This is a genomic window from Nonomuraea sp. SBT364, assembly GCF_001083785.1.
In the GTDB taxonomy this organism is placed as follows: Bacteria; Actinomycetota; Actinomycetes; order Streptosporangiales; family Streptosporangiaceae; genus Nonomuraea.
The window spans coordinates 1-21,891 of sequence record NZ_LAVL01000138.1 but is presented as its reverse complement, the minus strand read 5'-3'; the positions used below and the strand labels follow the sequence as shown (position 1 = coordinate 21,891).

Here is a 21,891-nt window from a genome sequence, read left to right as displayed (position 1 = left end):
AGCGTCGGCGAGCTCATCCAGAACCAGGTCCGCCTGGGCCTGGCCCGGATGGAGCGCGTCGTGCGTGAGCGCATGACGACGCAGGACGTCGAGGCGATCACGCCGCAGACCCTGATCAACATCCGCCCGGTCGTCGCGTCGATCCGGGAGTTCTTCGGCACCTCGCAGCTGTCGCAGTTCATGGACCAGACCAACCCGCTGGCCGGCCTGACGCACAAGCGGCGTCTGTCCGCGCTCGGCCCCGGTGGTCTGTCGCGTGAGCGGGCCGGCTTCGAGGTCCGTGACGTGCACCCGTCCCACTACGGCCGGATGTGCCCGATCGAGACCCCTGAAGGCCCCAACATCGGCCTGATCGGCTCGCTGGCCTCCTACGGCCGGATCAACGCCTTCGGCTTCGTCGAGACGCCTTACCGCAAGGTCGTCGACGGCAAGGTGACCGACCAGATCGACTACCTGACCGCCGACGAGGAAGACCGCTTCGTCAAGGCGCAGGCCAACACGGTGCTCAACGCCGACGGGTCGTTCGCCGAGTCCCGCGTCCTGGTTCGCACCAAGGGCGGCGAGACCGAGCTCGCCCGTGCCGAGGAAGTCGACTACATCGACGTGTCGCCGCGCCAGATGGTGTCGGTCGCCACCGCGATGATCCCCTTCCTGGAGCACGACGACGCCAACCGCGCGCTCATGGGCTCCAACATGCAGCGCCAGTCGGTGCCGCTGCTCAAGAGCGAGGCGCCGCTGGTCGGCACCGGCATGGAATACCGTGCCGCGACCGACGCCGGTGACGTCATCAGCGCCGAGAAGGCCGGCGTGGTCGAGGAGGTCTCCGCCGACTACGTCACCGTCATGAACGACGACGGCACGCGGACGACCTACCGGGTCGCCAAGTTCAAGCGCTCCAACCAGGGCACCTCGTTCAACCAGAAGCCCATCGTGGCCGAGGGCGACCGCATCGAGGTCAACCAGGTCATCGCCGACGGCCCCTGCACCGACAAGGGCGAGATGGCGCTGGGCAAGAACCTCCTGGTGGCGTTCATGCCGTGGGAGGGCCACAACTACGAAGACGCCATCATCCTGTCCCAGCGGCTGGTCCAGGACGACGTCCTGTCCTCGATCCACATCGAGGAGCACGAGGTCGACGCCCGTGACACCAAGCTGGGCCCCGAGGAGATCACCCGGGACATCCCGAACGTCTCCGAAGAGGTGCTGGCCGACCTCGACGAGCGCGGCATCATCCGCATCGGCGCCGAGGTCGTCCCCGGTGACATCCTCGTCGGCAAGGTCACGCCCAAGGGCGAGACCGAGCTGACGCCGGAGGAGCGGCTGCTGCGCGCGATCTTCGGTGAGAAGGCCCGCGAGGTCCGCGACACCTCCCTCAAGGTGCCGCACGGCGAGCAGGGCAAGGTCATCGGCGTCCGCGTGTTCAGCCGCGAGGAGGGCGACGAGCTTCCCCCCGGTGTCAACGAGCTGGTCCGCGTCTACGTGGCCCAGAAGCGTAAGATCACCGACGGTGACAAGCTGGCCGGCCGTCACGGCAACAAGGGCGTCATCTCCAAGATCCTGCCGGTCGAGGACATGCCGTTCCTGGAGGACGGCACCCCGGTCGACATCATCCTCAACCCGCTGGGCGTGCCCGGCCGGATGAACGTCGGCCAGGTGCTGGAGACCCACCTGGGGTGGATCGCCGCCCGGGGCTGGGACATCACCGGTGTCCAGGAGGCCTGGGCCGAGAGGCTGCGCGACAAGGGCTTCGGCACTGTCGACCCGCGCACCAACATGGCCACCCCGGTCTTCGACGGCGCCCACGAGGAAGAGATCGTCGGGCTGCTCGACAACACCATCCCCAACCGCGACGGCGACCGGATGGTGCAGCAGAGCGGCAAGGCGCGACTGTTCGACGGCCGTTCCGGCGAGCCGTTCCCGTATCCGATCTCGGTCGGCTACATCTACATCCTCAAGCTCCTCCACCTGGTCGATGACAAGATCCACGCCCGGTCGACCGGCCCGTACTCCATGATCACCCAGCAGCCGCTCGGCGGTAAGGCCCAGTTCGGCGGCCAGCGCTTCGGTGAGATGGAGGTGTGGGCGCTGGAGGCGTACGGCGCCGCCTACGCCCTGCAGGAGCTCCTGACGATCAAGTCCGACGACGTCCTCGGCCGTGTGAAGGTCTACGAGGCCATCGTCAAGGGCGAGAACATCCCCGAGCCGGGAATCCCCGAGTCCTTCAAGGTCCTCATCAAGGAAATGCAGTCGCTCTGCCTCAACGTCGAGGTGCTCTCCAGCGACGGCATGTCCATCGAGATGCGCGACACCGACGAGGACGTCTTCCGCGCGGCGGAGGAGCTCGGTATCGATCTGTCCCGGCGTGAGCCGAGCAGCGTGGAAGAAGTCTGAGGGGGATCGCACGAATGCTGGACGTCAACTTCTTCGACGAGCTTCGGATCGGGCTGGCGACGGCCGACGACATCCGTCAGTGGTCGCACGGCGAGGTCAAGAAGCCCGAGACCATCAACTACCGCACCCTCAAGCCGGAAAAGGACGGGCTCTTCTGCGAGAAGATCTTCGGTCCGACCCGCGACTGGGAGTGCTACTGCGGCAAGTACAAGCGCGTCCGCTTCAAGGGCATCATCTGTGAGCGCTGTGGCGTCGAGGTCACGCGCGCCAAGGTGCGCCGTGAGCGGATGGGCCACATCGAGCTGGCCGCGCCGGTCACCCACATCTGGTACTTCAAGGGTGTCCCGTCGCGTCTGGGCTACCTGCTCGACCTCGCCCCGAAGGACCTGGAGAAGGTCATCTACTTCGCGGCGTACATGATCACGCAGGTCGACACCGAGATGCGCGAGCGTGACCTGCCGTCGCTGGAGGCGAAGATCTCCGTCGAGCGGCAGCACATCGAGCAGCGGCGTGACGCCGATGTCGAGGCCAGGCAGAAGAAGCTCGAAGGCGACCTCGCCGAGCTGGAGGCCGCCGGCGCCAAGGGCGACCAGCGCCGCAAGGTTCGTGAGGGCGCCGAGCGCGAGATGCGTCAGCTCCGCGACCGGGCCCAGCGTGAGCTGGACCGGCTCGAGGAGGTCTGGAGCCGCTTCAAGAACCTCAAGGTCCAGGACCTCGAGGGCGACGAGCTGCTCTACCGCGAGATGCGTGACCGCTTCGGCCGCTACTTCAAGGGCGGCATGGGCGCGCAGGCGATCCAGGACCGCCTGATCAGCTTCGACCTCGACGTCGAGTCCGAAAACCTGCGCGAGACCATCCGCAGCGGCAAGGGCCAGAAGAAGGCCCGTGCGCTCAAGCGGCTCAAGGTGGTCTCGGCGTTCCTCAACACCACCAACTCGCCGCGCGGCATGGTCCTCGACTGCATCCCGGTGATCCCGCCGGACCTGCGGCCGATGGTTCAGCTCGACGGTGGCCGCTTCGCCACCTCCGACCTGAACGACCTCTACCGCCGGGTCATCAACCGCAACAACCGCCTCAAGCGGCTTCTCGACCTCGGCGCGCCCGAGATCATCGTGAACAACGAGAAGCGGATGCTGCAGGAGGCCGTCGACGCGCTGTTCGACAACGGCCGTCGCGGCCGCCCGGTCACCGGCCCCGGCAACCGCCCGCTCAAGTCCCTCAGCGACATGCTGAAGGGCAAGCAGGGCCGGTTCCGCCAGAACCTGCTGGGCAAGCGAGTCGACTACTCCGGCCGTTCGGTCATCGTCGTCGGCCCGCAGCTCAAGCTGCACCAGTGCGGCCTGCCCAAGCAGATGGCGCTGGAGCTGTTCAAGCCGTTCGTGATGAAGAGGCTCGTGGACCTCAACCACGCGCAGAACATCAAGTCGGCCAAGCGGATGGTCGAGCGCGCCCGCCCCGTGGTGTGGGACGTGCTCGAAGAGGTCATCACCGAGCACCCGGTGCTGCTCAACCGCGCGCCCACGCTCCACCGTCTGGGCATCCAGGCGTTCGAGCCGCAGCTCGTCGAGGGCAAGGCCATCCAGATCCACCCGCTCGTCTGCACCGCCTTCAACGCGGACTTCGACGGCGACCAGATGGCCGTGCACCTGCCGCTGTCGGCTGAGGCCCAGGCCGAGGCACGCATCCTGATGCTCTCGACCAACAACATCCTCAAGCCGGCCGACGGCAAGCCCGTCACCATGCCCACCCAAGACATGGTCATCGGCCTCTACTGGCTGACGACCATGAAGGAGGGCGCGGAGGGCGAGGGCCGGGTCTTCGGCTCCATCGCCGAGGCGCAGATGGCCTTCGACCGCCGCGAGCTGGAGATCCAGGCGAAGATCCAGATCCGGGTCAAGGACGTCCTGCCGCCGCGTGACTGGGTGGCCCCCGAGGGCTGGGAGCAGGGCGACCCGATCCGCCTGGAGACGACGTTCGGCCGGTGCCTGTTCAACCAGACGCTGCCCGCGTCGTACCCGTTCGTCAACTTCCAGGTCGGCAAGAAGCAGCTGTCCACGATCGTCAACGAGCTGGCCGAGACCTACCCCAAGGTCGAGGTGGCCAACTCGCTCGACGCGCTCAAGGACGCCGGCTTCCGCTGGGCGACCCGCTCCGGCGTCACGATCTCGATCGACGACGTCGTCGCGCCGCCCAACAAGCAGGACATCATGGAGAACTACGAGCGCCGCGCCGACAAGGTGCAGCGTGAGTACGAGCGCGGTCTGATCACCGACGAGGAGCGCCGTCAGGAGCTCATCGAGATCTGGACCCACGCCACGGCCGACGTCGAGACCGACATGGTCAACGCCTTCCCGGCGACCAACCCGGTCTGGATGATGGTCAACTCCGGCGCCCGCGGTAACAAGATGCAGGTGCGTCAGATCGCCGGCATCCGCGGCCTGGTGTCCAACACCAAGGGTGAGACGATCCCGCGGCCGATCAAGGCCTCGTTCCGCGAGGGCCTGTCGGTGCTGGAATACTTCATCTCCACCCACGGACAGCGGAAGGGTCTGGCCGACACCGCCCTGCGTACCGCCGACTCGGGTTACCTGACCCGTCGTCTGGTGGACGTCGCGCAGGACGTCATCGTCCGTGAGATCGACTGCGGCACCGACCGCGCCGTCCCGCTGCACGTCGGCGAGCGCGACGCGTCGGGCAACCTGGTCAAGGCCGAGAACGCCGAGTCCAACGTGCACGGCCGCATCCTGGCCGAGGACGTCGAGGTCGACGGCAAGGTCATCGCGGCGGCGGGTGTCGACATCAACGACATCCACGTCACCGCGCTGGTCGAGGCCGGCGTCGAGACCGTCCGCACCCGCAGCGCGCTCGTCTGCGAGGCCAAGATCGGTGTCTGCGCGACCTGCTACGGCCGCTCGCTGGCCACCGGCAAGCTCGTGGACGTCGGCGAGGCGGTCGGCATCATCGCCGCCCAGTCGATCGGCGAGCCCGGCACCCAGCTGACGATGCGGACCTTCCACACCGGTGGTGTGGCCGGCGCCGACATCACCCACGGTCTGCCCCGAGTCCAGGAGCTGTTCGAGGCGCGCATCCCCAAGGGTGTCGCCCCGATCTCCGAGGCGGAGGGCCGGGCCCGGATCGACGAGACCGACAAGTCTCGCAAGATCGTCATCACGCCCGACGACGGCTCCGAGGAGATCGCCTACCCGGTCTCCATGCGGTCGCGGCTGCTGGTCTCCGAGGGCTCGCGCGTGTCGGTCGGCCAGCAGCTGGTCGCCGGCGCCGTCAACCCCAACGAGGTGCTGCGCATCCTCGGCCCGCGCGCCGTGCAGCTGCACCTGGTGGCCGAGGTCCAGCAGGTCTACCGGTCGCAGGGTGTGTCGATCCACGACAAGCACATCGAGATCATCGTGCGGCAGATGCTCAAGCGCGTGAACGTGCTCGAGTCCGGTGACACCGACCTGCTGCCCGGCGAGCTCGTCGAGCGTCCGCGCTTCGAGCAGATGAACCGTGAGACTGTCGCGGAGAGCGGCGCTCCCGCCGCCGGCCGTCCGGTGCTCATGGGCATCACCAAGGCGTCGCTCGCCACCGAGTCGTGGCTGTCGGCGGCCTCCTTCCAGGAGACGACCAGGGTCCTGACGGACGCGGCGATCCACGCCAAGTCCGACTCGCTCCTGGGCCTGAAGGAGAACGTCATCATCGGTAAGCTCATCCCGGCCGGTACGGGCATGCCCCAGTACCGCAACATCCGGGTCGAGCCGACCGAGGAGGCCAAGGCCGCCATGTACACGGTCGGCGGCTACGACGGCTCCGCGGCCGACTACACCTTCGGCACCGGCAGCGGCGAGGCCGTCCCGCTGGAGGAGTACGACTTCGGTCAGTACAACCGGTAACCACCACCGGCACAGGCAAGCGCCCGGGTCTCTCGTCGCGAGGGACCCGGGCGCTCCTGTTCTCCCGGGAGCGTCCACGAGTGTGAGGTTGCACACCCCCTCTTGAAGGGCACCGCGGCCGCGCTCCCCGGATGGACGCTCAACGTCCCGGCCCCGACAGCTTGCCCAGACGGAATGCGCCCCCGCTGGTTGGCCCAGGGGAGTGGATGGGCGCCGAGCACCACCTCGTCGGGGCTCTCCTGCCCGGTCCGCTCGGCCGGCGCCCTGACGGCGTGCGCGGCCAGGTCGTCGGGGCGGCGGGCCCCGGCGGTTTGTCCCCGGAGGGGGCGGTGCTACGACAGTTCGCCCCCCGGAGGTGGTGGGCCGTGCTCCGGCGGTTTGTCCCCCGCAGGCCATGCGCTGTGCCCCGTACGCTCGGCAGTGGGCACGCCCGTGCTCCGGGGGGTCGGCTCTCCGTGCGTACGTGGTGGCGCCCCTGAGGGCCTGGGGTGAGGGGCTCGGTCGTACGGGGGCGTGGGCTTGCGGCGGAAAGGTCCCTGGTTCCAGGGGTGGGACTGTCGGCCCGAAAAGAAGAGGGTTTTGGGGTTGAGCACGGGGGAGGGGCTATATCATGGTCGGCGGAGCAGCGGCCACGAGACGGGCCGCACAAAGCGGATGCGAGACGCCCCCACAAGCGACTCGCGCCGTTTTGACGTGTCGGGCGGGCCTGGTAACCTAGACCATCGTGCCCGTAGCTTTGCGGGCTCTCGGCTGTGCGCTCATATCAGAGGAGCGCCAGACGGCTTCCTGGCTCGAAGCTTTCGTGGATGTGTCTGTGCGGACAGCGCGACACGCCCGAGCGCGGGGGCGCGGGAGCGGGGACAATCCGCAGGTCATGACACCGGCAGAACCTGTGGATTCGCACAACTGACGTAACACCGGCCAAGGCACGAAACGGAGTGGCAGTGCCCACTATTCAGCAGTTGGTCCGCAAGGGCCGGCAGGACAAGGTCTCCAAGACCAAGACTCCTGCCCTCAAGGGGAGTCCGCAGCGGCGCGGCGTTTGCCAGCGCGTCTACACCACGACCCCGAAGAAGCCCAACTCGGCACTGCGCAAGGTGGCCCGTGTGCGGCTCACCAACGGCATCGAGGTCACGGCCTACATCCCCGGTGTGGGTCACAACCTGCAGGAGCACTCCATCGTGCTCGTGCGTGGCGGTCGTGTGAAGGACCTGCCGGGTGTTCGCTACAAGATCATCCGCGGCTCGCTCGACACCCAGGGTGTCCGCAACCGCAAGCAGGCCCGTAGCCGTTACGGCGCGAAGAGGGAGAAGAGCTAACTATGCCTCGCAAGGGTTCTCCTGGCCGTCGTCAGCTCATGTCTGACCCGGTTTACAGTTCGCCGCTGGTCACCGCCCTCATCAACAAGGTGCTCCTGGACGGCAAGCGCTCCATCGCGCAGTCGATCGTCTACGGCGCACTCGAGGGCTGCAGGGAGAAGACCGGCAACGACCCGGTCGTCACCCTCAAGCGCGCGCTTGACAACGTCAAGCCGACCCTCGAGGTCCGCAGCCGCCGTGTCGGTGGCGCGACCTACCAGGTGCCGGTCGAGGTGCGCGCCGCGCGCAGCACCACCCTGGCCCTGCGCTGGCTCGTGCAGTACTCCCGGGCCCGCCGCGAGAAGACCATGACCGAGCGCCTGATGAACGAGCTCCTCGACGCCAGCAACGGCCTCGGGGCGAGCGTGAAGAAGCGCGAGGACACCCACAAGATGGCCGAGTCCAACAAGGCCTTCGCCCACTACCGCTGGTAACCCCGGCGGGTTCGACGAGACGACGAGGACGCGAAGAAAGTGGCCACCACGACCGCTCTTGACCTGGCCAAGGTCCGCAACATCGGGATCATGGCCCATATCGACGCGGGCAAGACCACCACGACCGAGCGCATCCTGTTCTACACCGGTATCAACTACAAGATCGGTGAAGTCCACGAGGGCGCAGCCACCATGGACTGGATGGAGCAGGAGCAGGAGCGCGGCATCACGATCACGTCCGCCGCGACGACCTGTGAGTGGGCCGGTCACACCATCAACATCATCGACACCCCGGGGCACGTCGACTTCACCATCGAGGTGGAGCGCTCGCTGCGCGTGCTCGACGGCGCCGTCGCCGTGTTCGACGGTGTGGCGGGTGTCGAGCCGCAGTCGGAGACGGTGTGGCGCCAGGCTGACGGCTACAACGTCCCCCGCATCTGCTTCGTGAACAAGATGGACCGGGTCGGCGCGGAGTTCCACCGCTGCGTCGAGATGATGATCAGCCGGTTGGCCGCGACCCCGGCCGTCATCCAGCTCCCGTGGGGCGTCGAGGCCGACTTCAAGGGCGTCATCGACCTCATCACGATGAAGGGCCTGCTCTGGAGCGCCGAGGCGGCCAAGGGCGAGATGTACGACGTCGTCGACATCCCGGCCGATCACGTCGAGGCGGCTCGTGAGTGGCGCGACAAGCTGGTCGAGACCGTCTCCGAGAACGACGACGAGCTGATGGAGCTCTTCCTCGAGGGCACCGAGCCCACCGAGGAGCAGCTGGTCGCGGCCCTGCGCCGCGCGACGCTGGCCAGCGCCATCAACCCGGTTCTGTGCGGCACCGCGTTCAAGAACAAGGGCGTGCAGCCCCTGCTCGACGCGATCGTCGCCTACCTGCCCGCGCCGACCGACATCCCGGCCATCGCCGGTCACGCTGTCGGTGACGAGAGCAAGTCGGTCGAGCGTCACGCGGACCCGACGGAGCCGTTCTCCGCTCTGGCCTTCAAGATCGCCAGCGACCCGCACCTGGGCAAGATCACCTACATCCGCATCTACTCGGGCACGCTCGAGGCCGGTTCACAGGTCATCAACTCTGTGAAGGGCAAGAAGGAGCGGATCGGCAAGATCTACCAGATGCACGCCAACAAGCGTGAAGAGCGGCCGTCGGCGATCGCCGGTCAGATCGTCGCGGTGATGGGTCTGAAGGACACCACCACCGGTGACACCCTGTCCGACCCGACCCACCAGGTCGTGCTCGAGTCGATGACGTTCCCGGCTCCGGTCATCAACGTCGCCATCGAGCCCAAGACCAAGGGTGACCAGGAGAAGCTGTCGACCGCGATCCAGCGGCTGGCCGAGGAGGACCCGTCCTTCCAGGTCCGTCGTGACGAGGAGACCGGCCAGACGGTCATCTGGGGCATGGGCGAGCTTCACCTGGAGATCCTCGTCGACCGTATGCGTCGCGAGTTCAAGGTCGAGGCCAACGTCGGTCGTCCTCAGGTCGCCTACCGGGAGACCATCCGCCGCAAGGTGGAGAAGGTCGACTACACCCACAAGAAGCAGACCGGTGGTTCCGGTCAGTTCGCGCGGGTGATCATCAACGTCGAGCCGCTGGGTGAGGGCAACGACGGCTACGAGTTCGAGAACAAGGTCACCGGTGGCCGTGTGCCGCGGGAGTACATCCCGTCGGTCGACGCGGGCGCGCAGGAGGCCGCCGAGTTCGGTGTGCTGGCCGGCTACCCGATGGTGGGCGTGAAGGTGACGCTGACCGACGGTGCCGCGCACGACGTCGACTCCTCGGAAATGGCCTTCAAGATCGCCGGTTCGATGGCGTTCAAGGAGGCCGCGCGTAAGGCTGACGCCGTGCTCCTCGAGCCGATGATGGCCGTCGAGGTCACCACGCCCGAGGACTACATGGGTGATGTCATCGGTGACCTCAACGGTCGTCGCGGGCAGATCCAGGCCATGGACGAGCGGGCCGGCGCCCGCGTCGTCAAGGCGCTCGTGCCGCTGTCTGAGATGTTCGGCTACGTGGGTGACCTGCGTAGCAAGACGCAGGGGCGCGCGAGCTACAGCATGCAGTTCGACTCCTACTCGGAGGTGCCCCCGGGCATCGCCAAGGAGATCGTCGCGAAGGCCCGGGGCGAATAGTTCCGGTCCCTGGCGGGACGGTGCGAGCCGTCCCGCCGCCTAGGGGTTCGGGATCACCCGGGCCCGAGTGTGTATGACGAAAGTCAGTCAGATTCTCAAGGAGAGAACCAGTGGGCAAGGCCAAGTTCGAGCGGAACAAGCCGCACATGAACATCGGCACCATTGGGCATATCGACCACGGTAAGACCACACTGACCGCGGCGATCACCAAGGTGCTCCACGACCGTTACCCGGACCTGAACGCGGCGACCCCGTTCGACAAGATCGACAAGGCGCCCGAGGAGAAGGCCCGCGGCATCACGATCTCCATCGCGCACGTCGAGTACCAGACCGAGAAGCGCCACTACGCCCACGTGGACTGCCCCGGTCACGCCGACTACGTGAAGAACATGATCACCGGTGCCGCTCAGATGGACGGCGCGATCCTCGTGGTCGCCGCCACCGACGGCCCGATGCCGCAGACGAAGGAGCACGTCCTCCTGGCCCGCCAGGTCGGCGTCCCCTACATCGTCGTGGCGCTGAACAAGGCCGACATGGTGGACGACGAGGAGATCCTGGAGCTCGTCGAGCTCGAGGTTCGCGAGCTCCTGTCCGCTCAGGAGTTCCCCGGCGACGACCTGCCGGTCGTCCGCGTCTCCGCGCTCAAGGCTCTTGAGGGCGACGAGAAGTGGGCCGACAGCATCATCGAGCTGATGAACGCCGTCGACGAGAACGTCCCCGAGCCCCCGCGTGAGACGGAGAAGCCGTTCCTCATGCCGGTCGAGGACGTCTTCTCGATCACCGGTCGCGGCACCGTCGTCACCGGTCGTATCGAGCGCGGCATCGTCAAGGTGAACGAGCAGGTCGACATCATCGGCATCAAGACCGAGAAGACGACCACCACCGTCACCAGCATCGAGATGTTCAACAAGATGCTCGACGAGGGCCACGCCGGTGACAACGCCGCGCTGCTCCTCCGTGGCATCAAGCGTGACGACGTCGAGCGCGGCCAGTGCATCATCAAGCCGGGCACGACGACCCCGCACACCGAGTTCAACGGCCAGGTCTACATCCTGTCCAAGGACGAGGGCGGCCGCCACACGCCGTTCTTCAACAACTACCGCCCGCAGTTCTACTTCCGTACGACGGACGTGACCGGCGTGGTGAACCTCCCCGAGGGCACCGAGATGGTCATGCCGGGCGACAACACCGAAATGCGCGTTGAGCTGATCCAGCCCATCGCCATGGAGGAAGGCCTCAAGTTCGCGATCCGTGAGGGTGGCCGCACCGTCGGCGCCGGTCGGGTCACGAAGATCCTCAAGTAGCTAGACCGCGGGGCGGCGGTCGGCCCCCGCACAGGGGCCGGCCGCCGAACCACGACAGGGGAACAGAGTCCGTACGGGCTCCGCTCCCCGGCTCCACGGCACAGCCGTGATCCAGCAGTCACTTCGGCCCAGTGACCGAAGTAGCCCAGTGACCGAAGTTACTGCCGGATCACGGAAGAAAAAGGCAGATCGACTGCGTCTGTCTCGTGGAGCATCGCACCACCAGCGGCATCCTGCCGCACGATACTTTTTCAGACGACAGCGAAGGACACCGAGGCCACTATGGCGGGACAGAAGATCCGCATCCGGCTTAAGGCCTATGACCACGAGGTCATCGACGTTTCGGCCAAGAAGATCGTCGAGACGGTGACGCGGACTGGCGCGAAGGTCGCAGGCCCGGTGCCGCTGCCGACCGAGAAGAACGTGTACTGCGTCATCCGTTCGCCGCACAAGTACAAGGACAGCCGCGAGCACTTCGAGATGCGCACGCACAAGCGGCTGATTGACATCATCGATCCGACCCCCAAGACGGTTGACTCGCTCATGCGGCTCGACCTCCCCGCGGGCGTCGACATTTCGATCAAGCTCTGAGGGAACGCACTGACATGGCTAAGACGATCAAGGGCGTCCTGGGCAAGAAGCTCGGCATGACCCAGGTCTTCGACGCGGACAACCGGATGGTCCCGGTGACCGTGGTCGAGGCCGGTCCGTGCGTGGTGACCCGCGTCCGCACCGCTGACAAGGACGGCTACTCGGCCGTTCAGCTCGGCTTCGGGCAGGTCGACCCCCGGAAGGTCAACAAGCCGCTCGGCGACTACCTGCGTAAGCACGACATCACCCCGCGCCGTTACTTCGCGGAAATCCGCACCGACGACGCGAGCGACTACACCCTCGGCCAGGAGCTGCTGGCCGACACCTTCGAAGCCGGCCAGTTCGTCGACGTGACGGGCAAGAGCAAGGGCAAGGGCTTCGCCGGTGTCATGAAGCGGCACGGCTTCGGTGGTCTGGGCGCGTCGCACGGTACGCAGCGCAAGCACCGGTCGCCGGGTTCCATCGGTGGCTGCGCCACCCCGGGACGCGTATTCAAGGGTCTGCGCATGGCCGGTCGGATGGGTAACGTCCGCACCACCGTGCAGAGCCTGAAGGTTCATTCCGTGGACGCCGAGAAGGGTCTCATCCTGATCAAGGGTGCGATTCCCGGCGCCAACGGCAGTCTGGTCCTCGTTCGCACCGCTGCCAAGAAGGGGGCTGCCAAGTGAGCACCATTGACGTCCTTGACGCCAGCGGGGCGAAGACCGGGACCGTCGACCTGCCCGAGGACATCTTCGGCGCGAAGGTCAACATTCCGCTGATCCACCAGGTGGTCGTGGCCCAGCTCGCCGCTCGCCGGCAGGGCACGCACAAGGCCAAGACCCGTGGTGAGGTCTCCGGCGGCGGCAAGAAGCCGTACCGGCAGAAGGGCACCGGCCGCGCCCGTCAGGGCTCGACCCGTGCGCCGCAGTTCGCGGGCGGCGGCGTCGTCCACGGCCCGGTGCCTCGCGACTACTCGCAGCGCACGCCCAAGAAGATGAAGGTCGCCGCCCTGCGCGGGGCCCTGTCCGACAGGGCCGGCGGCGGTCGCGTGCACGTGGTGAGCAGCCTGGTCTCCGGCGAGACGCCGAAGACGAAGGCCGCCCTGCAGGCGCTGCGTACCATCACCCAGGCCAAGTCCGTGCTCGTCGTCGTCGACGAGACCGACGAGCTGACCTGGCTGAGCCTGCGTAACGCGCCCGAGGTCCACCTGCTGGACTCCGGTCAGCTCAACACCTACGACGTGCTCGTCCACGACGACGTGGTCTTCACCCAGGAGGCGTACGACCAGGTCGTCGCCAGGCTGGGCCAGGGCGGGAAGGAAGAGGCCTGATGGAGAAGATCGCCGACCCGCGCGACATCATCCTCAAGCCGGTCGTCTCTGAGAAGAGCTACGGCCTGATCGATGAGAACAACAAGTACACGTTCCTGGTGCGCAAGACCGCGAACAAGACCCAGGTGAAGATCGCCGTTGAGCAGATCTTCGGGGTCAAGGTCACCAGCGTGAACACGATCAACCGGCAGGGCAAGCGCAAGCGCACCCGCACCGGTTTCGGTAAGCGTCCCGACACCAAGCGCGCGATCGTGAGCTTGGCCGAGGGCGATCGGATCGACATCTTCGGTCAGATCGGCTAACCACGCGGGAGGCCCCGCCTCCCGCGAGCCCTTCCGGGGGCTTCGCACGAAATTGATACCCCAGGTCCTCGGACCTGGGGTCCGACAGAGGATGAACGAAAAAGATGGGCATCCGTAAGTACAAGCCGACGACTCCGGGTCGCCGCGGTTCGAGTGTCTCGGACTTCTCCGAGATCACCCGCAGCACGCCGGAGAAGTCGCTGCTTGCACCCCTTCATGGCAAGGGCGGCCGCAACGTACACGGCCGGGTCACCGCTCGCCACCAGGGCGGCGGTCACAAGCGCGCCTACCGGATCATCGACTTCCGTAGGCATGACAAAGACGGCATTCCGGCCAAGGTCGCTCACATCGAGTACGACCCCAACCGCACCGCCAATATCGCTCTGCTGCACTACGCCGACGGCGAGAAGCGCTACATCATCGCGCCGACCGGCCTCAAGCAGGGCGACCGCATCGAGAACGGCCCCGCGGCCGACATCAAGCCGGGCAACTGCCTGCCGCTGCGCAACATCCCGACCGGTACCTTCATCCACGCGGTGGAGCTCCGTCCGGGCGGCGGCGCCAAGCTCGGCCGTTCCGCGGGCGCTCAGATCCAGCTGCTCGCCAAGGAAGGTCAGTACGCCACGCTGCGTATGCCCTCCGGTGAGATGCGCATGGTCGACGTGCGTTGCCGCGCGTCGGTCGGCCAGGTCGGCAACGCCGAGCAGGCCAACATCAACTGGGGCAAGGCCGGCCGTATGCGGTGGAAGGGCAAGCGCCCCACCGTCCGCGGTGTCGCGATGAACCCTGTCGACCACCCGCACGGTGGTGGTGAGGGCAAGACCTCCGGTGGTCGCCACCCGGTGAACCCGAAGGGTAAGCCCGAGGGCCGCACCCGCCAGGCCAACAAGGCCAGCGACCGGCTGATCATCCGTCGGCGCAGCAAGAGGAAGAAGCGGTAGGAGCAGCCGAAATGCCACGTAGCCTTAAGAAGGGTCCCTTCGTGGACGAGCACCTTCAGAAGAAGGTCGACGTCCAGAACGAGAAGGGCACCAAGAACGTCATCAAGACGTGGTCGCGGCGCTCCATGATCGTTCCCGACATGCTCGGGCACACGATCGCCGTGCACGACGGCCGCAAGCACGTCCCGGTGTTCGTCACCGAGTCGATGATCGGCCACAAGCTCGGAGAGTTCGCCCCCACGCGGACGTTCCGGAGCCACGTCAAGGAAGACCGGCGCAGCCGGCGATAGACGCCTTCAGAAGCACTTAGAGGAGTAAGCGATGGAAGCCAGGGCTCAGGCGCGGTTCGTCCGTGTCACGCCCCTCAAGGCCCGCCGCGTGGTGGACCTTATTCGCGGGCTGCCCGCTTCGGAGGCGCAGGCCGTGCTGCAGTTCGCTCCCCAGTCGGCGAGCGAGCCGATCTACAAGGTTCTCAGCAGCGCCATGGCGAACGCTGAGCACAACTTCGATCTCGACCCCAGCACGCTCTTCGTGAGCCGTGCGTGGGTCGACGAGGGCCCGACGCTGAAGCGGTTCCGTCCGCGCGCACAGGGTCGTGCCTATCGGATCAACAAGCGGACGAGCCACATCACCGTGATCGTGGAGTCCCGCGAGCCGAAGGGAAGGACCCGATAGTGGGCCAGAAGGTTAACCCGCACGGGTTCCGCCTCGGCATCACGACCGACTTCAAGAGCCGGTGGTACGCCGACAAGCTGTACAAGTCGTACGTCGCCGAGGACGTGGCGATCCGCCGCATGCTGCAGAAGGGCATGGAGCGGGCCGGCATCTCCAAGGTCGAGATCGAGCGCACGACCGACCGCGTCCAGGTCGACATCCACACCGCCCGGCCGGGCATCGTCATCGGCCGTCGCGGCGCGGAGGCCGACCGTATCCGCGGTGACCTGGAGAAGCTGACCAAGAAGCAGGTCCAGCTCAACATCCTCGAGGTGAAGAACCCCGAGATCGACGCCCAGCTCGTCGCGCAGGGTGTCGCCGAGCAGCTCTCCAGCCGCGTCTCGTTCCGCCGTGCCATGCGCAAGGCGATGCAGTCGGCCATGAAGAGCGGCGCCAAGGGCATCCGTGTCCAGTGCTCCGGTCGTCTGGGCGGCGCCGAGATGTCGCGGTCGGAGTTCTACCGTGAGGGCCGGGTGCCTCTGCACACGCTCCGCGCGGACATCGACTACGGCTTCTACGAGGCCCGTACCACCTTCGGCCGCATCGGCGTGAAGGTGTGGATCTACAAGGGCGAGGCCGCGACGAGCCGCGCCGAGCGCGAGGCGGCGGCTGCCGGCGCCCGTGCCGGCCAGCGTCGCGAGCGTGACGACCGTCGTGGTGGCGGCGGCGACCGTCCGCGTCGTGGTGGTGGCGCCGGTGGCGCCCGCCGCGGTGGCGGCGGCGGCCGTGGCGGCGACCGTGGCGATCGCGCCCCCAGGACTGAGGCGGCCTCCCAGGCTGCCCCCGAGACCGGCCCGGCTGCGCAGCCGGGTGCTGAAGGGAGCTGACCATGCTGATCCCTCGCAGGGTCAAGCACCGCAAGCAGCACCGGCCCGACCGCAGCGGCGCCGCCAAGGGCGGCACCAGGGTCGTGTTCGGCGAGTTCGGCATTCAGGCGATTGAGCACTCTTACGTGACCAACCGTCAGATCGAGTCGGCTCGTATTGCTATGACCCGTCACATCAAGCGAGGCGGAAAGGTGTGGATCAACATCTACCCCGACCGTCCGCTCACCAAGAAGCCTGCCGAGACCCGCATGGGTTCCGGTAAGGGTTCGCCCGAGTGGTGGATCGCCAACGTCAAGCCGGGCCGCGTCATGTTCGAGCTCTCGGGTGTCGCCGAGCCGATCGCCCGCGAGGCGCTCACCCGTGCGATTCACAAGCTCCCCATGAAGTGCAAGATCGTTAAGCGTGAAGTTGGTGAGGCGTGATGGCTAAGGGCCTGACCGCCGGCGAGCTGCGGGTGGAGGACCAGGACACCCTGGTCCAGAAGCTCAAGGAAGCCAAGGAGGAGCTGTTCAACCTCCGTTTCCAGTCAGCGACCGGTCAGTTGGAGAGCCACGGGCGGCTGCGCGCCGTCCGCCGCGAGATCGCCCGTATCTACACCGTGATGCGCGAGCGCGAGCTGGGCATCGTCACGGTTGAGAAGGAGTCGAGCGATGGCTGAGACCGAGACCACCGAGACCACCGAGACCACCGAGTCGACGTCGCGGAACTTCCGCAAGGTCCGTGAGGGCCTGGTCGTCAGCGACAAGATGGACAAGACCGTCGTCGTCGCCGTCGAGGACCGCGTCAAGCACCGTCTGTACGGCAAGGTCATCCGCCGTACGACCAAGTACAAGGCACACGACGAGTCCAACGCCTGTGGCGTGGGCGACCGCGTGCTTCTGATGGAGACCCGCCCCCTTTCCGCCACCAAGCGGTGGAGGGTCGTGGAGATCCTCGAGAAGGCCAAGTAGCCCTCTCGGATATACCGCGCCTCGTGGGGGCCTCAGGGCCCCCATGACGGTGTCCAAGGACGCGGGAGCATCGCTCCCGCGTCGCCTGCGGTGCGGCCCTCTACGGAGGGTTGTGGCCGGAGGAACAAGACAACGATGGGTTCCGCCAGGCTCAGCGATGAGAACCGGCGCGACTAACAGGAGTACAACGTGATCCAGCAGGAGTCGCGGCTCAAGGTCGCCGACAACACGGGTGCCAAGGAGATTCTCTGCATCCGTGTTCTCGGTGGCTCGGGCCGACGCTACGCCGGTATCGGCGACGTCATCGTCGCCACTGTCAAGGACGCGCTGCCGGGCAGCACGGGCGTCAAGAAGGGCGATGTGGTCAAGGCCGTCATCGTCCGCACGGTCAAGGAGCGCCGCCGGCCCGACGGCTCCTACATCCGCTTCGACGAGAACGCCGCCGTCATCATCAAGGACAGCGGTGACCCTCGTGGCACTCGTATCTTCGGCCCGGTCGGCCGCGAGCTGCGCGACAAGAAGTTCATGCGCATCATCTCGCTCGCACCGGAGGTGCTGTAATGCCGAAGCTGCATGTGAAGAAGGGTGACCTGGTCCAGGTCATCGCCGGCAAGGACAAGGGTGCCAAGGGTCATGTGATCGCGACTCTCCCGCGCGAGGACCGCGTGGTGGTCGAGGGCGTCAACATGATCAAGAAGCACGGCAAGGAGACCAACCAGGGTCCGCGTGGCGCCAAGACCGGCGGCGTGCAGACCATGGAGGGCCCTATTCACGTGAGCAACGTGAAGAAGCTCAAGGAAGACAAGGCCGCCGAAAAGCCCGCCGACAAGAAGGCTGACAAGGCCGACGAGACGGGTGAGGACAGCTGATGACTGCCACGACCACCGAGACCGAGCGCCCGACGCCGCGCCTCAAGACGAAGTACCGCGAGGAGATCGCGGCTCAGCTTCGCGAGCAGTTCGGCATCGAGAACGTCATGCAGATCCCCGGCCTGGTGAAGATCAAGGTCAACATGGGTGTCGGCGAGGCGGCCCGCGACTCGAAGCTGATCGAGGGCGCCGTTCGCGACCTCACCGTGATCACCGGCCAGAAGCCGGCCGTCGTCCGGGCGCGCAAGTCCATCGCGCAGTTCAAGCTGCGTGAGGGCATGCCGATCGGCGCGCACGTCACGCTTCGCGGCGACCGCATGTGGGAGTTCCTCGACAGGCTGCTGTCGCTGGCGCTGCCCCGCATCCGTGACTTCCGTGGCCTGTCGCCGAAGCAGTTCGACGGCAACGGCAACTACACCTTCGGTCTGACCGAGCAGGTCATGTTCCACGAGGTCGACCAGGACAAGGTCGACCGGCCGCGGGGCATGGACATCACGGTCGTGACCACCGCGAAGAACGACGACCAGGGCCGGGCGCTGCTCAAGCTCCTCGGCTTCCCTTTCAAGGAGGCCTGATCCAATGGCGAAGAAGTCGCTGATCGCCAAGGCGGGGCGCAAGCAGAAGTTCGAGGTCCGGGCCTACACCCGTTGCTCGCGTTGCGGTCGTCCGCGCGCCGTCTACAGGAAGTTCGGCCTGTGCCGCGTGTGCTTCCGCGAGATGGCGCACCGGGGCGAGCTGCCTGGCATCACCAAGTCCAGCTGGTAGTTACCCTTGGGGGCGGCACCTGTCGCCCCCGGGGCGGCTCCCGGCCGTACATATCCGTAAATGTCAAAACCAGGGGGCTCTCGTAGAGAGCACCCACGACCGCGCCGAAGGTCCACCGGCAGAGCAGTGCGCAGCACTGAAGCTTGGCCGACTGGAAACCGCGGCGAGGAAGGCCACTGGCCATGACGATGACCGACCCGATCGCAGACATGCTCACACGTCTGCGTAATGCGAACTCGGCGTACCACGACAGCGTGTCGATGCCGTACTCGAAGATCAAGGCGCACATCGCCGAGATCCTCCAGCAGGAGGGTTACATCCAGGCTTGGACCGTCGAAGACGCCAAGGTTGGCAAGAACCTCGTGGTGGAGCTCAAGTTCGGGCCTACCCGTGAGCGGTCGCTCTCGGGCCTGCGCCGGGTTTCCAAGCCCGGTCTGCGGGTCTATGCGAAGAAGGACAATCTGCCTCGAGTTCTGGGAGGGCTGGGCGTCGCGATCATCTCGACGTCAGCCGGTCTCATGACCGACAAGCAGGCCGGCAAGCGTGGCGTGGGCGGGGAAGTCCTCGCCTACGTCTGGTAGAGGGGAGGAACACAGCATGTCGAGAATCGGACGGCTGCCCATCCCTGTGCCCAGTGGCGTAGACATCACGATCACCGGCCAGGATGTCCAGGTCAAGGGCCCGAAGGGCACGCTTTCTCACACGGTCGCCGAGCCCATCGTGGTGGGCCGCGACGACGACGGCGCCATCGCCGTCACCCGACCCAACGACGAGAACAAGGTCCGTGCGCTGCACGGCCTGTCGCGGACGCTGATCGCCAACATGGTGCAGGGCGTCACGCAGGGCTACTCCAAGACCCTGGAGATCGTCGGCGTCGGTTACCGCGTCCAGGCCAAGGGCCCGGCGCAGCTGGAGTTCTCGCTGGGCTTCAGCCACCCGGTCATCGTCGACGCCCCCGAGGGCGTCACCTTCCGCGTCGAGAAGCCGACGCTGTTCCACGTGGACGGCATCGACAAGCAGAAGGTCGGCGAGGTCGCCGCCAACATCCGCAAGCTGCGCAAGCCCGACCCGTACAAGGGCAAGGGCGTGCGCTACCAGGGCGAACAGATCCGCCGCAAGGTCGGAAAGGCTGGTAAGTAGGCATGGCTCCGAAGACTGCGTTCGGCAAGCACACGGCTGCCCGCACCGTCTCGCGGGCCCGCCGTCACCGCCGCGTCCGCAAGAACGTCGTCGGTACGGCCGCGCGTCCGCGCCTGGTCGTCAACCGCTCGACCCGTCACCTGTTCGTGCAGATCGTGGACGACTCCGTCGGCCACACGCTGGTGAGCGCGTCCACCATGGACGCCTCGCTGCGCACGGTCGAGGCGGACAAGACGGAGAAGGCCAAGAAGGTCGGCGAGCTCCTCGCTCAGCGGGCCAAGGAAGCCGGGATCACGGCGGTCGTCTTCGACCGCGGTGGCAACCGCTACGCCGGCCGCATCGCGGCTCTGGCGGACAGCGCCCGCGAAGGCGGGCTCGAGTTCTGATGGCAACTGAGATGAGGAACCACTGATGGCTGCAGCTCCGCGTCGCGGTGGCGGCACCGGTGGCGAGCGGCGGGACCGTCGTGACGATCGCCGCGGTGGCGCCGCTGACAAGGGCGTCTCGTACATCGAGCGCGTAGTGAAGATCAACCGAGTGGCCAAGGTCGTGAAGGGTGGTCGTCGCTTCAGCTTCACCGCCCTCGTCGTCGTCGGTGACGGCAACGGCCTGGTCGGCGTCGGCTACGGCAAGGCCAAGGAAGTCCCCGCGGCCATCGCCAAGGGTGTCGAAGAGGCGAAGAAGCACTTCTTCAAGGTGCCTCGGATCCAGGGCACGATCCCGCACACGGTGCAGGGCGAGGAGGCGGCCGGTGTCGTCTTCCTGCGTCCGGCCTCGGCCGGTACCGGCGTCATCGCCGGTGGCCCGGTCCGCGCGGTCCTGGAGTGCGCCGGCATCCACGACGTGCTGTCCAAGTCGCTCGGCTCGGACAACCCGATCAACATCGTGCACGCCACGGTGGCGGCTCTGAAGGGTCTTTCCCGGCCCGAGGAGATCGCCGCCCGCCGTGGCCTGCCGATCGAGGACGTGGCCCCGGCCCGGATGCTCAAGGCTCAGCGCGAGGGCATCGCCGAGGCAGCGGCCGCGAAGGCGGTGAGCTAGTCATGGCACGCCTGAAGATCACTCAGGTTCGCTCGAAGATCGGTGGCAAGCAGAACCAGCGTGACTCGCTGCGTTCGCTTGGCCTGAAGCGAATCGGCGACGTCGTCGTCAAGGAGGACCGGCCCGAGATTCGCGGCATGGTCTCCGTGGTGACGCACCTCGTCGTGGTGGAAGAGGTCGACTAGTCATGACTGACAAGGCTCCGCTCAAGATTCACGACCTGCGTCCCGCTCCCGGCGCCAACAAGTCGAAGATCCGCAAGGGTCGCGGCGAGGCGTCGAAGGGCAAGACCGCTGGTCGCGGCACCAAGGGCAGCCACGCCCGTACGACGGTCCCCCTCGGTTTCGAGGGTGGCCAGGTGCCGCTGCAGAGGCGTCTGCCGAAGCTCAAGGGCTTCTCCAACGCCATGTTCAAGACGACCTACCAGGTCGTCAACCTGGACCGGCTCGGCGAGCTGTTCCCCGAGGGTGGCGACGTCACCGTCGAGGCGCTGGTGGCCAGGGGCGCTGTCCGCAAGAACCAGCCGGTCAAGGTGCTGGGCACCGGGGAGATCTCGGTCGCGGTGAACGTGCAGGCACACGCCTTCTCGTCCGCCGCGAAGGAGAAGATCGCCGCTGCCGGTGGCTCCGTTACCGAGCTGTAAGTGCAATTACGACGCGTGGGGGTTCTGACAATGGGCCCCCACGCGTGTAGTGCGTTAGAGTTCGCGAGACGGCAGGATACTGTCCTGCTGGATGTTGACATGAGACTTCAGATGGCAGATCCCCGCACCATCGCATACTCACATCGCCTTAGAGGCGCGCAGGAGGGACCGTGCTGACCGCGTTTACCCGGGCGTTCCGGACGCCGGACCTGCGCAAGAAGTTGCTCTTCACGCTGGGCATCATCGCGCTTTTCCGGCTCGGCTCGGTTCTTCCGACTCC

General features: G+C 66.7%; 27 protein-coding genes. All 27 read left to right on the top strand.

Features of this window, described 5'->3' with window-relative positions; genetic code table 11:
* A partial coding sequence (gene rpoB / locus ADY59_RS36990; protein ID WP_049572730.1) for a DNA-directed RNA polymerase subunit beta occupies positions 1 to 2,391 on the top strand: 2,391 nt, incomplete at its 5' end.
* Between the two features lie 14 nt (positions 2,392 to 2,405).
* The gene (locus ADY59_RS36985) at positions 2,406 to 6,281 is read left to right on the top strand and encodes a DNA-directed RNA polymerase subunit beta' (protein ID WP_049572727.1); all 3,876 of its coding nucleotides are present in this window, start codon (positions 2,406 to 2,408) and stop codon (positions 6,279 to 6,281) included.
* A 944-nt stretch (positions 6,282 to 7,225) separates the two neighbouring features.
* Positions 7,226 to 7,600, top strand: coding sequence for a 30S ribosomal protein S12 (gene rpsL, locus ADY59_RS36980; RefSeq protein WP_049572713.1), 375 nt, complete (start codon positions 7,226 to 7,228; stop codon positions 7,598 to 7,600).
* 2 nt (positions 7,601 to 7,602) lie between these two features.
* A complete protein-coding gene (gene rpsG / locus ADY59_RS36975; RefSeq protein ID WP_043623423.1) occupies positions 7,603 to 8,073 on the top strand; it encodes a 30S ribosomal protein S7 in 471 nt (156 codons plus the stop codon).
* Between the two features lie 90 nt (positions 8,074 to 8,163).
* Positions 8,164 to 10,212 (top strand): elongation factor G, encoded by a 2,049-nt coding sequence (gene fusA / locus ADY59_RS36970; protein ID WP_049572736.1) that lies wholly within the window; start codon positions 8,164 to 8,166, stop codon positions 10,210 to 10,212.
* Between the two features lie 110 nt (positions 10,213 to 10,322).
* A complete protein-coding gene (gene tuf, locus ADY59_RS36965) occupies positions 10,323 to 11,516 on the top strand; it encodes an elongation factor Tu (protein WP_049572712.1) in 1,194 nt (397 codons plus the stop codon).
* A gap of 282 nt (positions 11,517 to 11,798) precedes the next feature.
* Complete coding sequence (gene rpsJ / locus ADY59_RS36960) at positions 11,799 to 12,107, top strand: 30S ribosomal protein S10 (protein WP_030912931.1); 309 nt, start codon at positions 11,799 to 11,801, stop codon at positions 12,105 to 12,107.
* Between the two features lie 14 nt (positions 12,108 to 12,121).
* On the top strand, positions 12,122 to 12,775 hold the full coding sequence (gene rplC / locus ADY59_RS36955; protein ID WP_049572709.1) for a 50S ribosomal protein L3: 654 nt from the start codon (positions 12,122 to 12,124) through the stop codon (positions 12,773 to 12,775).
* Positions 12,772 to 13,419 (top strand): 50S ribosomal protein L4, encoded by a 648-nt coding sequence (gene rplD, locus ADY59_RS36950; protein WP_049572708.1) that lies wholly within the window; start codon positions 12,772 to 12,774, stop codon positions 13,417 to 13,419. Before rplC ends, rplD begins: the two co-directional genes overlap by 4 nt.
* Positions 13,419 to 13,721 (top strand): 50S ribosomal protein L23, encoded by a 303-nt coding sequence (gene rplW / locus ADY59_RS36945; protein ID WP_049572705.1) that lies wholly within the window; start codon positions 13,419 to 13,421, stop codon positions 13,719 to 13,721. Before rplD ends, rplW begins: the two co-directional genes overlap by 1 nt.
* A gap of 104 nt (positions 13,722 to 13,825) precedes the next feature.
* A complete protein-coding gene (gene rplB, locus ADY59_RS36940; protein WP_049572701.1) occupies positions 13,826 to 14,662 on the top strand; it encodes a 50S ribosomal protein L2 in 837 nt (278 codons plus the stop codon).
* 11 nt (positions 14,663 to 14,673) lie between these two features.
* Entirely contained in the window at positions 14,674 to 14,952 is a 279-nt protein-coding gene (gene rpsS / locus ADY59_RS36935; protein WP_049572698.1) for a 30S ribosomal protein S19, read from the top strand.
* 31 nt (positions 14,953 to 14,983) lie between these two features.
* Entirely contained in the window at positions 14,984 to 15,337 is a 354-nt protein-coding gene (gene rplV, locus ADY59_RS36930) for a 50S ribosomal protein L22 (protein WP_049572697.1), read from the top strand.
* Positions 15,337 to 16,203, top strand: a complete 867-nt coding sequence (gene rpsC / locus ADY59_RS36925) for a 30S ribosomal protein S3 (RefSeq protein ID WP_049572695.1) — start codon at positions 15,337 to 15,339, stop codon at positions 16,201 to 16,203. Before rplV ends, rpsC begins: the two co-directional genes overlap by 1 nt.
* Positions 16,204 to 16,205: 2 nt before the next feature.
* Positions 16,206 to 16,625, top strand: coding sequence for a 50S ribosomal protein L16 (rplP, locus tag ADY59_RS36920; RefSeq protein WP_049572692.1), 420 nt, complete (start codon positions 16,206 to 16,208; stop codon positions 16,623 to 16,625).
* The gene (gene rpmC / locus ADY59_RS36915) at positions 16,625 to 16,861 is read left to right on the top strand and encodes a 50S ribosomal protein L29 (RefSeq protein WP_049572733.1); all 237 of its coding nucleotides are present in this window, start codon (positions 16,625 to 16,627) and stop codon (positions 16,859 to 16,861) included. The genes rplP and rpmC overlap by 1 nt, the downstream gene beginning before the upstream one ends.
* Complete coding sequence (rpsQ, locus tag ADY59_RS36910) at positions 16,854 to 17,153, top strand: 30S ribosomal protein S17 (protein ID WP_049572688.1); 300 nt, start codon at positions 16,854 to 16,856, stop codon at positions 17,151 to 17,153. The genes rpmC and rpsQ overlap by 8 nt, the downstream gene beginning before the upstream one ends.
* 189 nt (positions 17,154 to 17,342) lie before the next feature.
* Positions 17,343 to 17,714: a 50S ribosomal protein L14 gene (gene rplN, locus ADY59_RS36905; RefSeq protein ID WP_026214151.1), complete on the top strand. Its 372-nt coding sequence runs from the start codon at positions 17,343 to 17,345 to the stop codon at positions 17,712 to 17,714.
* Positions 17,715 to 17,722: 8 nt separating this feature from the next.
* Positions 17,723 to 18,022 (top strand): 50S ribosomal protein L24, encoded by a 300-nt coding sequence (rplX, locus tag ADY59_RS36900; RefSeq protein ID WP_156325960.1) that lies wholly within the window; start codon positions 17,723 to 17,725, stop codon positions 18,020 to 18,022.
* Positions 18,022 to 18,597 (top strand): 50S ribosomal protein L5, encoded by a 576-nt coding sequence (gene rplE, locus ADY59_RS36895; RefSeq protein WP_049572681.1) that lies wholly within the window; start codon positions 18,022 to 18,024, stop codon positions 18,595 to 18,597. Before rplX ends, rplE begins: the two co-directional genes overlap by 1 nt.
* A 4-nt stretch (positions 18,598 to 18,601) precedes the next feature.
* The gene (locus ADY59_RS36890) at positions 18,602 to 18,787 is read left to right on the top strand and encodes a type Z 30S ribosomal protein S14 (RefSeq protein WP_020542298.1); all 186 of its coding nucleotides are present in this window, start codon (positions 18,602 to 18,604) and stop codon (positions 18,785 to 18,787) included.
* Between the two features lie 182 nt (positions 18,788 to 18,969).
* Positions 18,970 to 19,368 (top strand): 30S ribosomal protein S8, encoded by a 399-nt coding sequence (rpsH, locus tag ADY59_RS36885; RefSeq protein WP_049572677.1) that lies wholly within the window; start codon positions 18,970 to 18,972, stop codon positions 19,366 to 19,368.
* Positions 19,369 to 19,384: 16 nt separating this feature from the next.
* Entirely contained in the window at positions 19,385 to 19,927 is a 543-nt protein-coding gene (gene rplF, locus ADY59_RS36880) for a 50S ribosomal protein L6 (protein ID WP_049572673.1), read from the top strand.
* A 2-nt stretch (positions 19,928 to 19,929) separates the two neighbouring features.
* Positions 19,930 to 20,313, top strand: a complete 384-nt coding sequence (gene rplR / locus ADY59_RS36875) for a 50S ribosomal protein L18 (RefSeq protein WP_049572670.1) — start codon at positions 19,930 to 19,932, stop codon at positions 20,311 to 20,313.
* A 25-nt stretch (positions 20,314 to 20,338) separates the two neighbouring features.
* Entirely contained in the window at positions 20,339 to 20,968 is a 630-nt protein-coding gene (gene rpsE, locus ADY59_RS36870; protein WP_049572667.1) for a 30S ribosomal protein S5, read from the top strand.
* 2 nt (positions 20,969 to 20,970) lie between these two features.
* Positions 20,971 to 21,153 (top strand): 50S ribosomal protein L30, encoded by a 183-nt coding sequence (gene rpmD, locus ADY59_RS36865; RefSeq protein ID WP_049572666.1) that lies wholly within the window; start codon positions 20,971 to 20,973, stop codon positions 21,151 to 21,153.
* Between the two features lie 2 nt (positions 21,154 to 21,155).
* A complete protein-coding gene (rplO, locus tag ADY59_RS36860) occupies positions 21,156 to 21,611 on the top strand; it encodes a 50S ribosomal protein L15 (RefSeq protein WP_049572665.1) in 456 nt (151 codons plus the stop codon).
* Positions 21,612 to 21,891: the final 280 nt, after the last annotated feature.

What these genes read in the sequence shown, in the direction of transcription:
- ADY59_RS36985 (WP_049572727.1), top strand. Translation starts at nt 2,406, where the DNA reads ATGCTGGACGTCAACTTCTTCGACGAGCTTCGGATCGGGCTGGCGACG.
- rpsG (WP_043623423.1), top strand. Translation starts at nt 7,603, where the DNA reads ATGCCTCGCAAGGGTTCTCCTGGCCGTCGTCAGCTCATGTCTGACCCG.
- fusA (WP_049572736.1), top strand. Translation starts at nt 8,164, where the DNA reads ATGGCCCATATCGACGCGGGCAAGACCACCACGACCGAGCGCATCCTG.
- rpsJ (WP_030912931.1), top strand. Translation starts at nt 11,799, where the DNA reads ATGGCGGGACAGAAGATCCGCATCCGGCTTAAGGCCTATGACCACGAG.
- rplC (WP_049572709.1), top strand. Translation starts at nt 12,122, where the DNA reads ATGGCTAAGACGATCAAGGGCGTCCTGGGCAAGAAGCTCGGCATGACC.
- rplW (WP_049572705.1), top strand. Translation starts at nt 13,419, where the DNA reads ATGGAGAAGATCGCCGACCCGCGCGACATCATCCTCAAGCCGGTCGTC.
- rplB (WP_049572701.1), top strand. Translation starts at nt 13,826, where the DNA reads ATGGGCATCCGTAAGTACAAGCCGACGACTCCGGGTCGCCGCGGTTCG.
- rpsS (WP_049572698.1), top strand. Translation starts at nt 14,674, where the DNA reads ATGCCACGTAGCCTTAAGAAGGGTCCCTTCGTGGACGAGCACCTTCAG.
- rplV (WP_049572697.1), top strand. Translation starts at nt 14,984, where the DNA reads ATGGAAGCCAGGGCTCAGGCGCGGTTCGTCCGTGTCACGCCCCTCAAG.
- rplP (WP_049572692.1), top strand. Translation starts at nt 16,206, where the DNA reads ATGCTGATCCCTCGCAGGGTCAAGCACCGCAAGCAGCACCGGCCCGAC.
- rpmC (WP_049572733.1), top strand. Translation starts at nt 16,625, where the DNA reads ATGGCTAAGGGCCTGACCGCCGGCGAGCTGCGGGTGGAGGACCAGGAC.
- rpsQ (WP_049572688.1), top strand. Translation starts at nt 16,854, where the DNA reads ATGGCTGAGACCGAGACCACCGAGACCACCGAGACCACCGAGTCGACG.
- rplE (WP_049572681.1), top strand. Translation starts at nt 18,022, where the DNA reads ATGACTGCCACGACCACCGAGACCGAGCGCCCGACGCCGCGCCTCAAG.
- ADY59_RS36890 (WP_020542298.1), top strand. Translation starts at nt 18,602, where the DNA reads ATGGCGAAGAAGTCGCTGATCGCCAAGGCGGGGCGCAAGCAGAAGTTC.
- rpsH (WP_049572677.1), top strand. Translation starts at nt 18,970, where the DNA reads ATGACGATGACCGACCCGATCGCAGACATGCTCACACGTCTGCGTAAT.
- rplF (WP_049572673.1), top strand. Translation starts at nt 19,385, where the DNA reads ATGTCGAGAATCGGACGGCTGCCCATCCCTGTGCCCAGTGGCGTAGAC.
- rplR (WP_049572670.1), top strand. Translation starts at nt 19,930, where the DNA reads ATGGCTCCGAAGACTGCGTTCGGCAAGCACACGGCTGCCCGCACCGTC.
- rpsE (WP_049572667.1), top strand. Translation starts at nt 20,339, where the DNA reads ATGGCTGCAGCTCCGCGTCGCGGTGGCGGCACCGGTGGCGAGCGGCGG.
- rpmD (WP_049572666.1), top strand. Translation starts at nt 20,971, where the DNA reads ATGGCACGCCTGAAGATCACTCAGGTTCGCTCGAAGATCGGTGGCAAG.
- rplO (WP_049572665.1), top strand. Translation starts at nt 21,156, where the DNA reads ATGACTGACAAGGCTCCGCTCAAGATTCACGACCTGCGTCCCGCTCCC.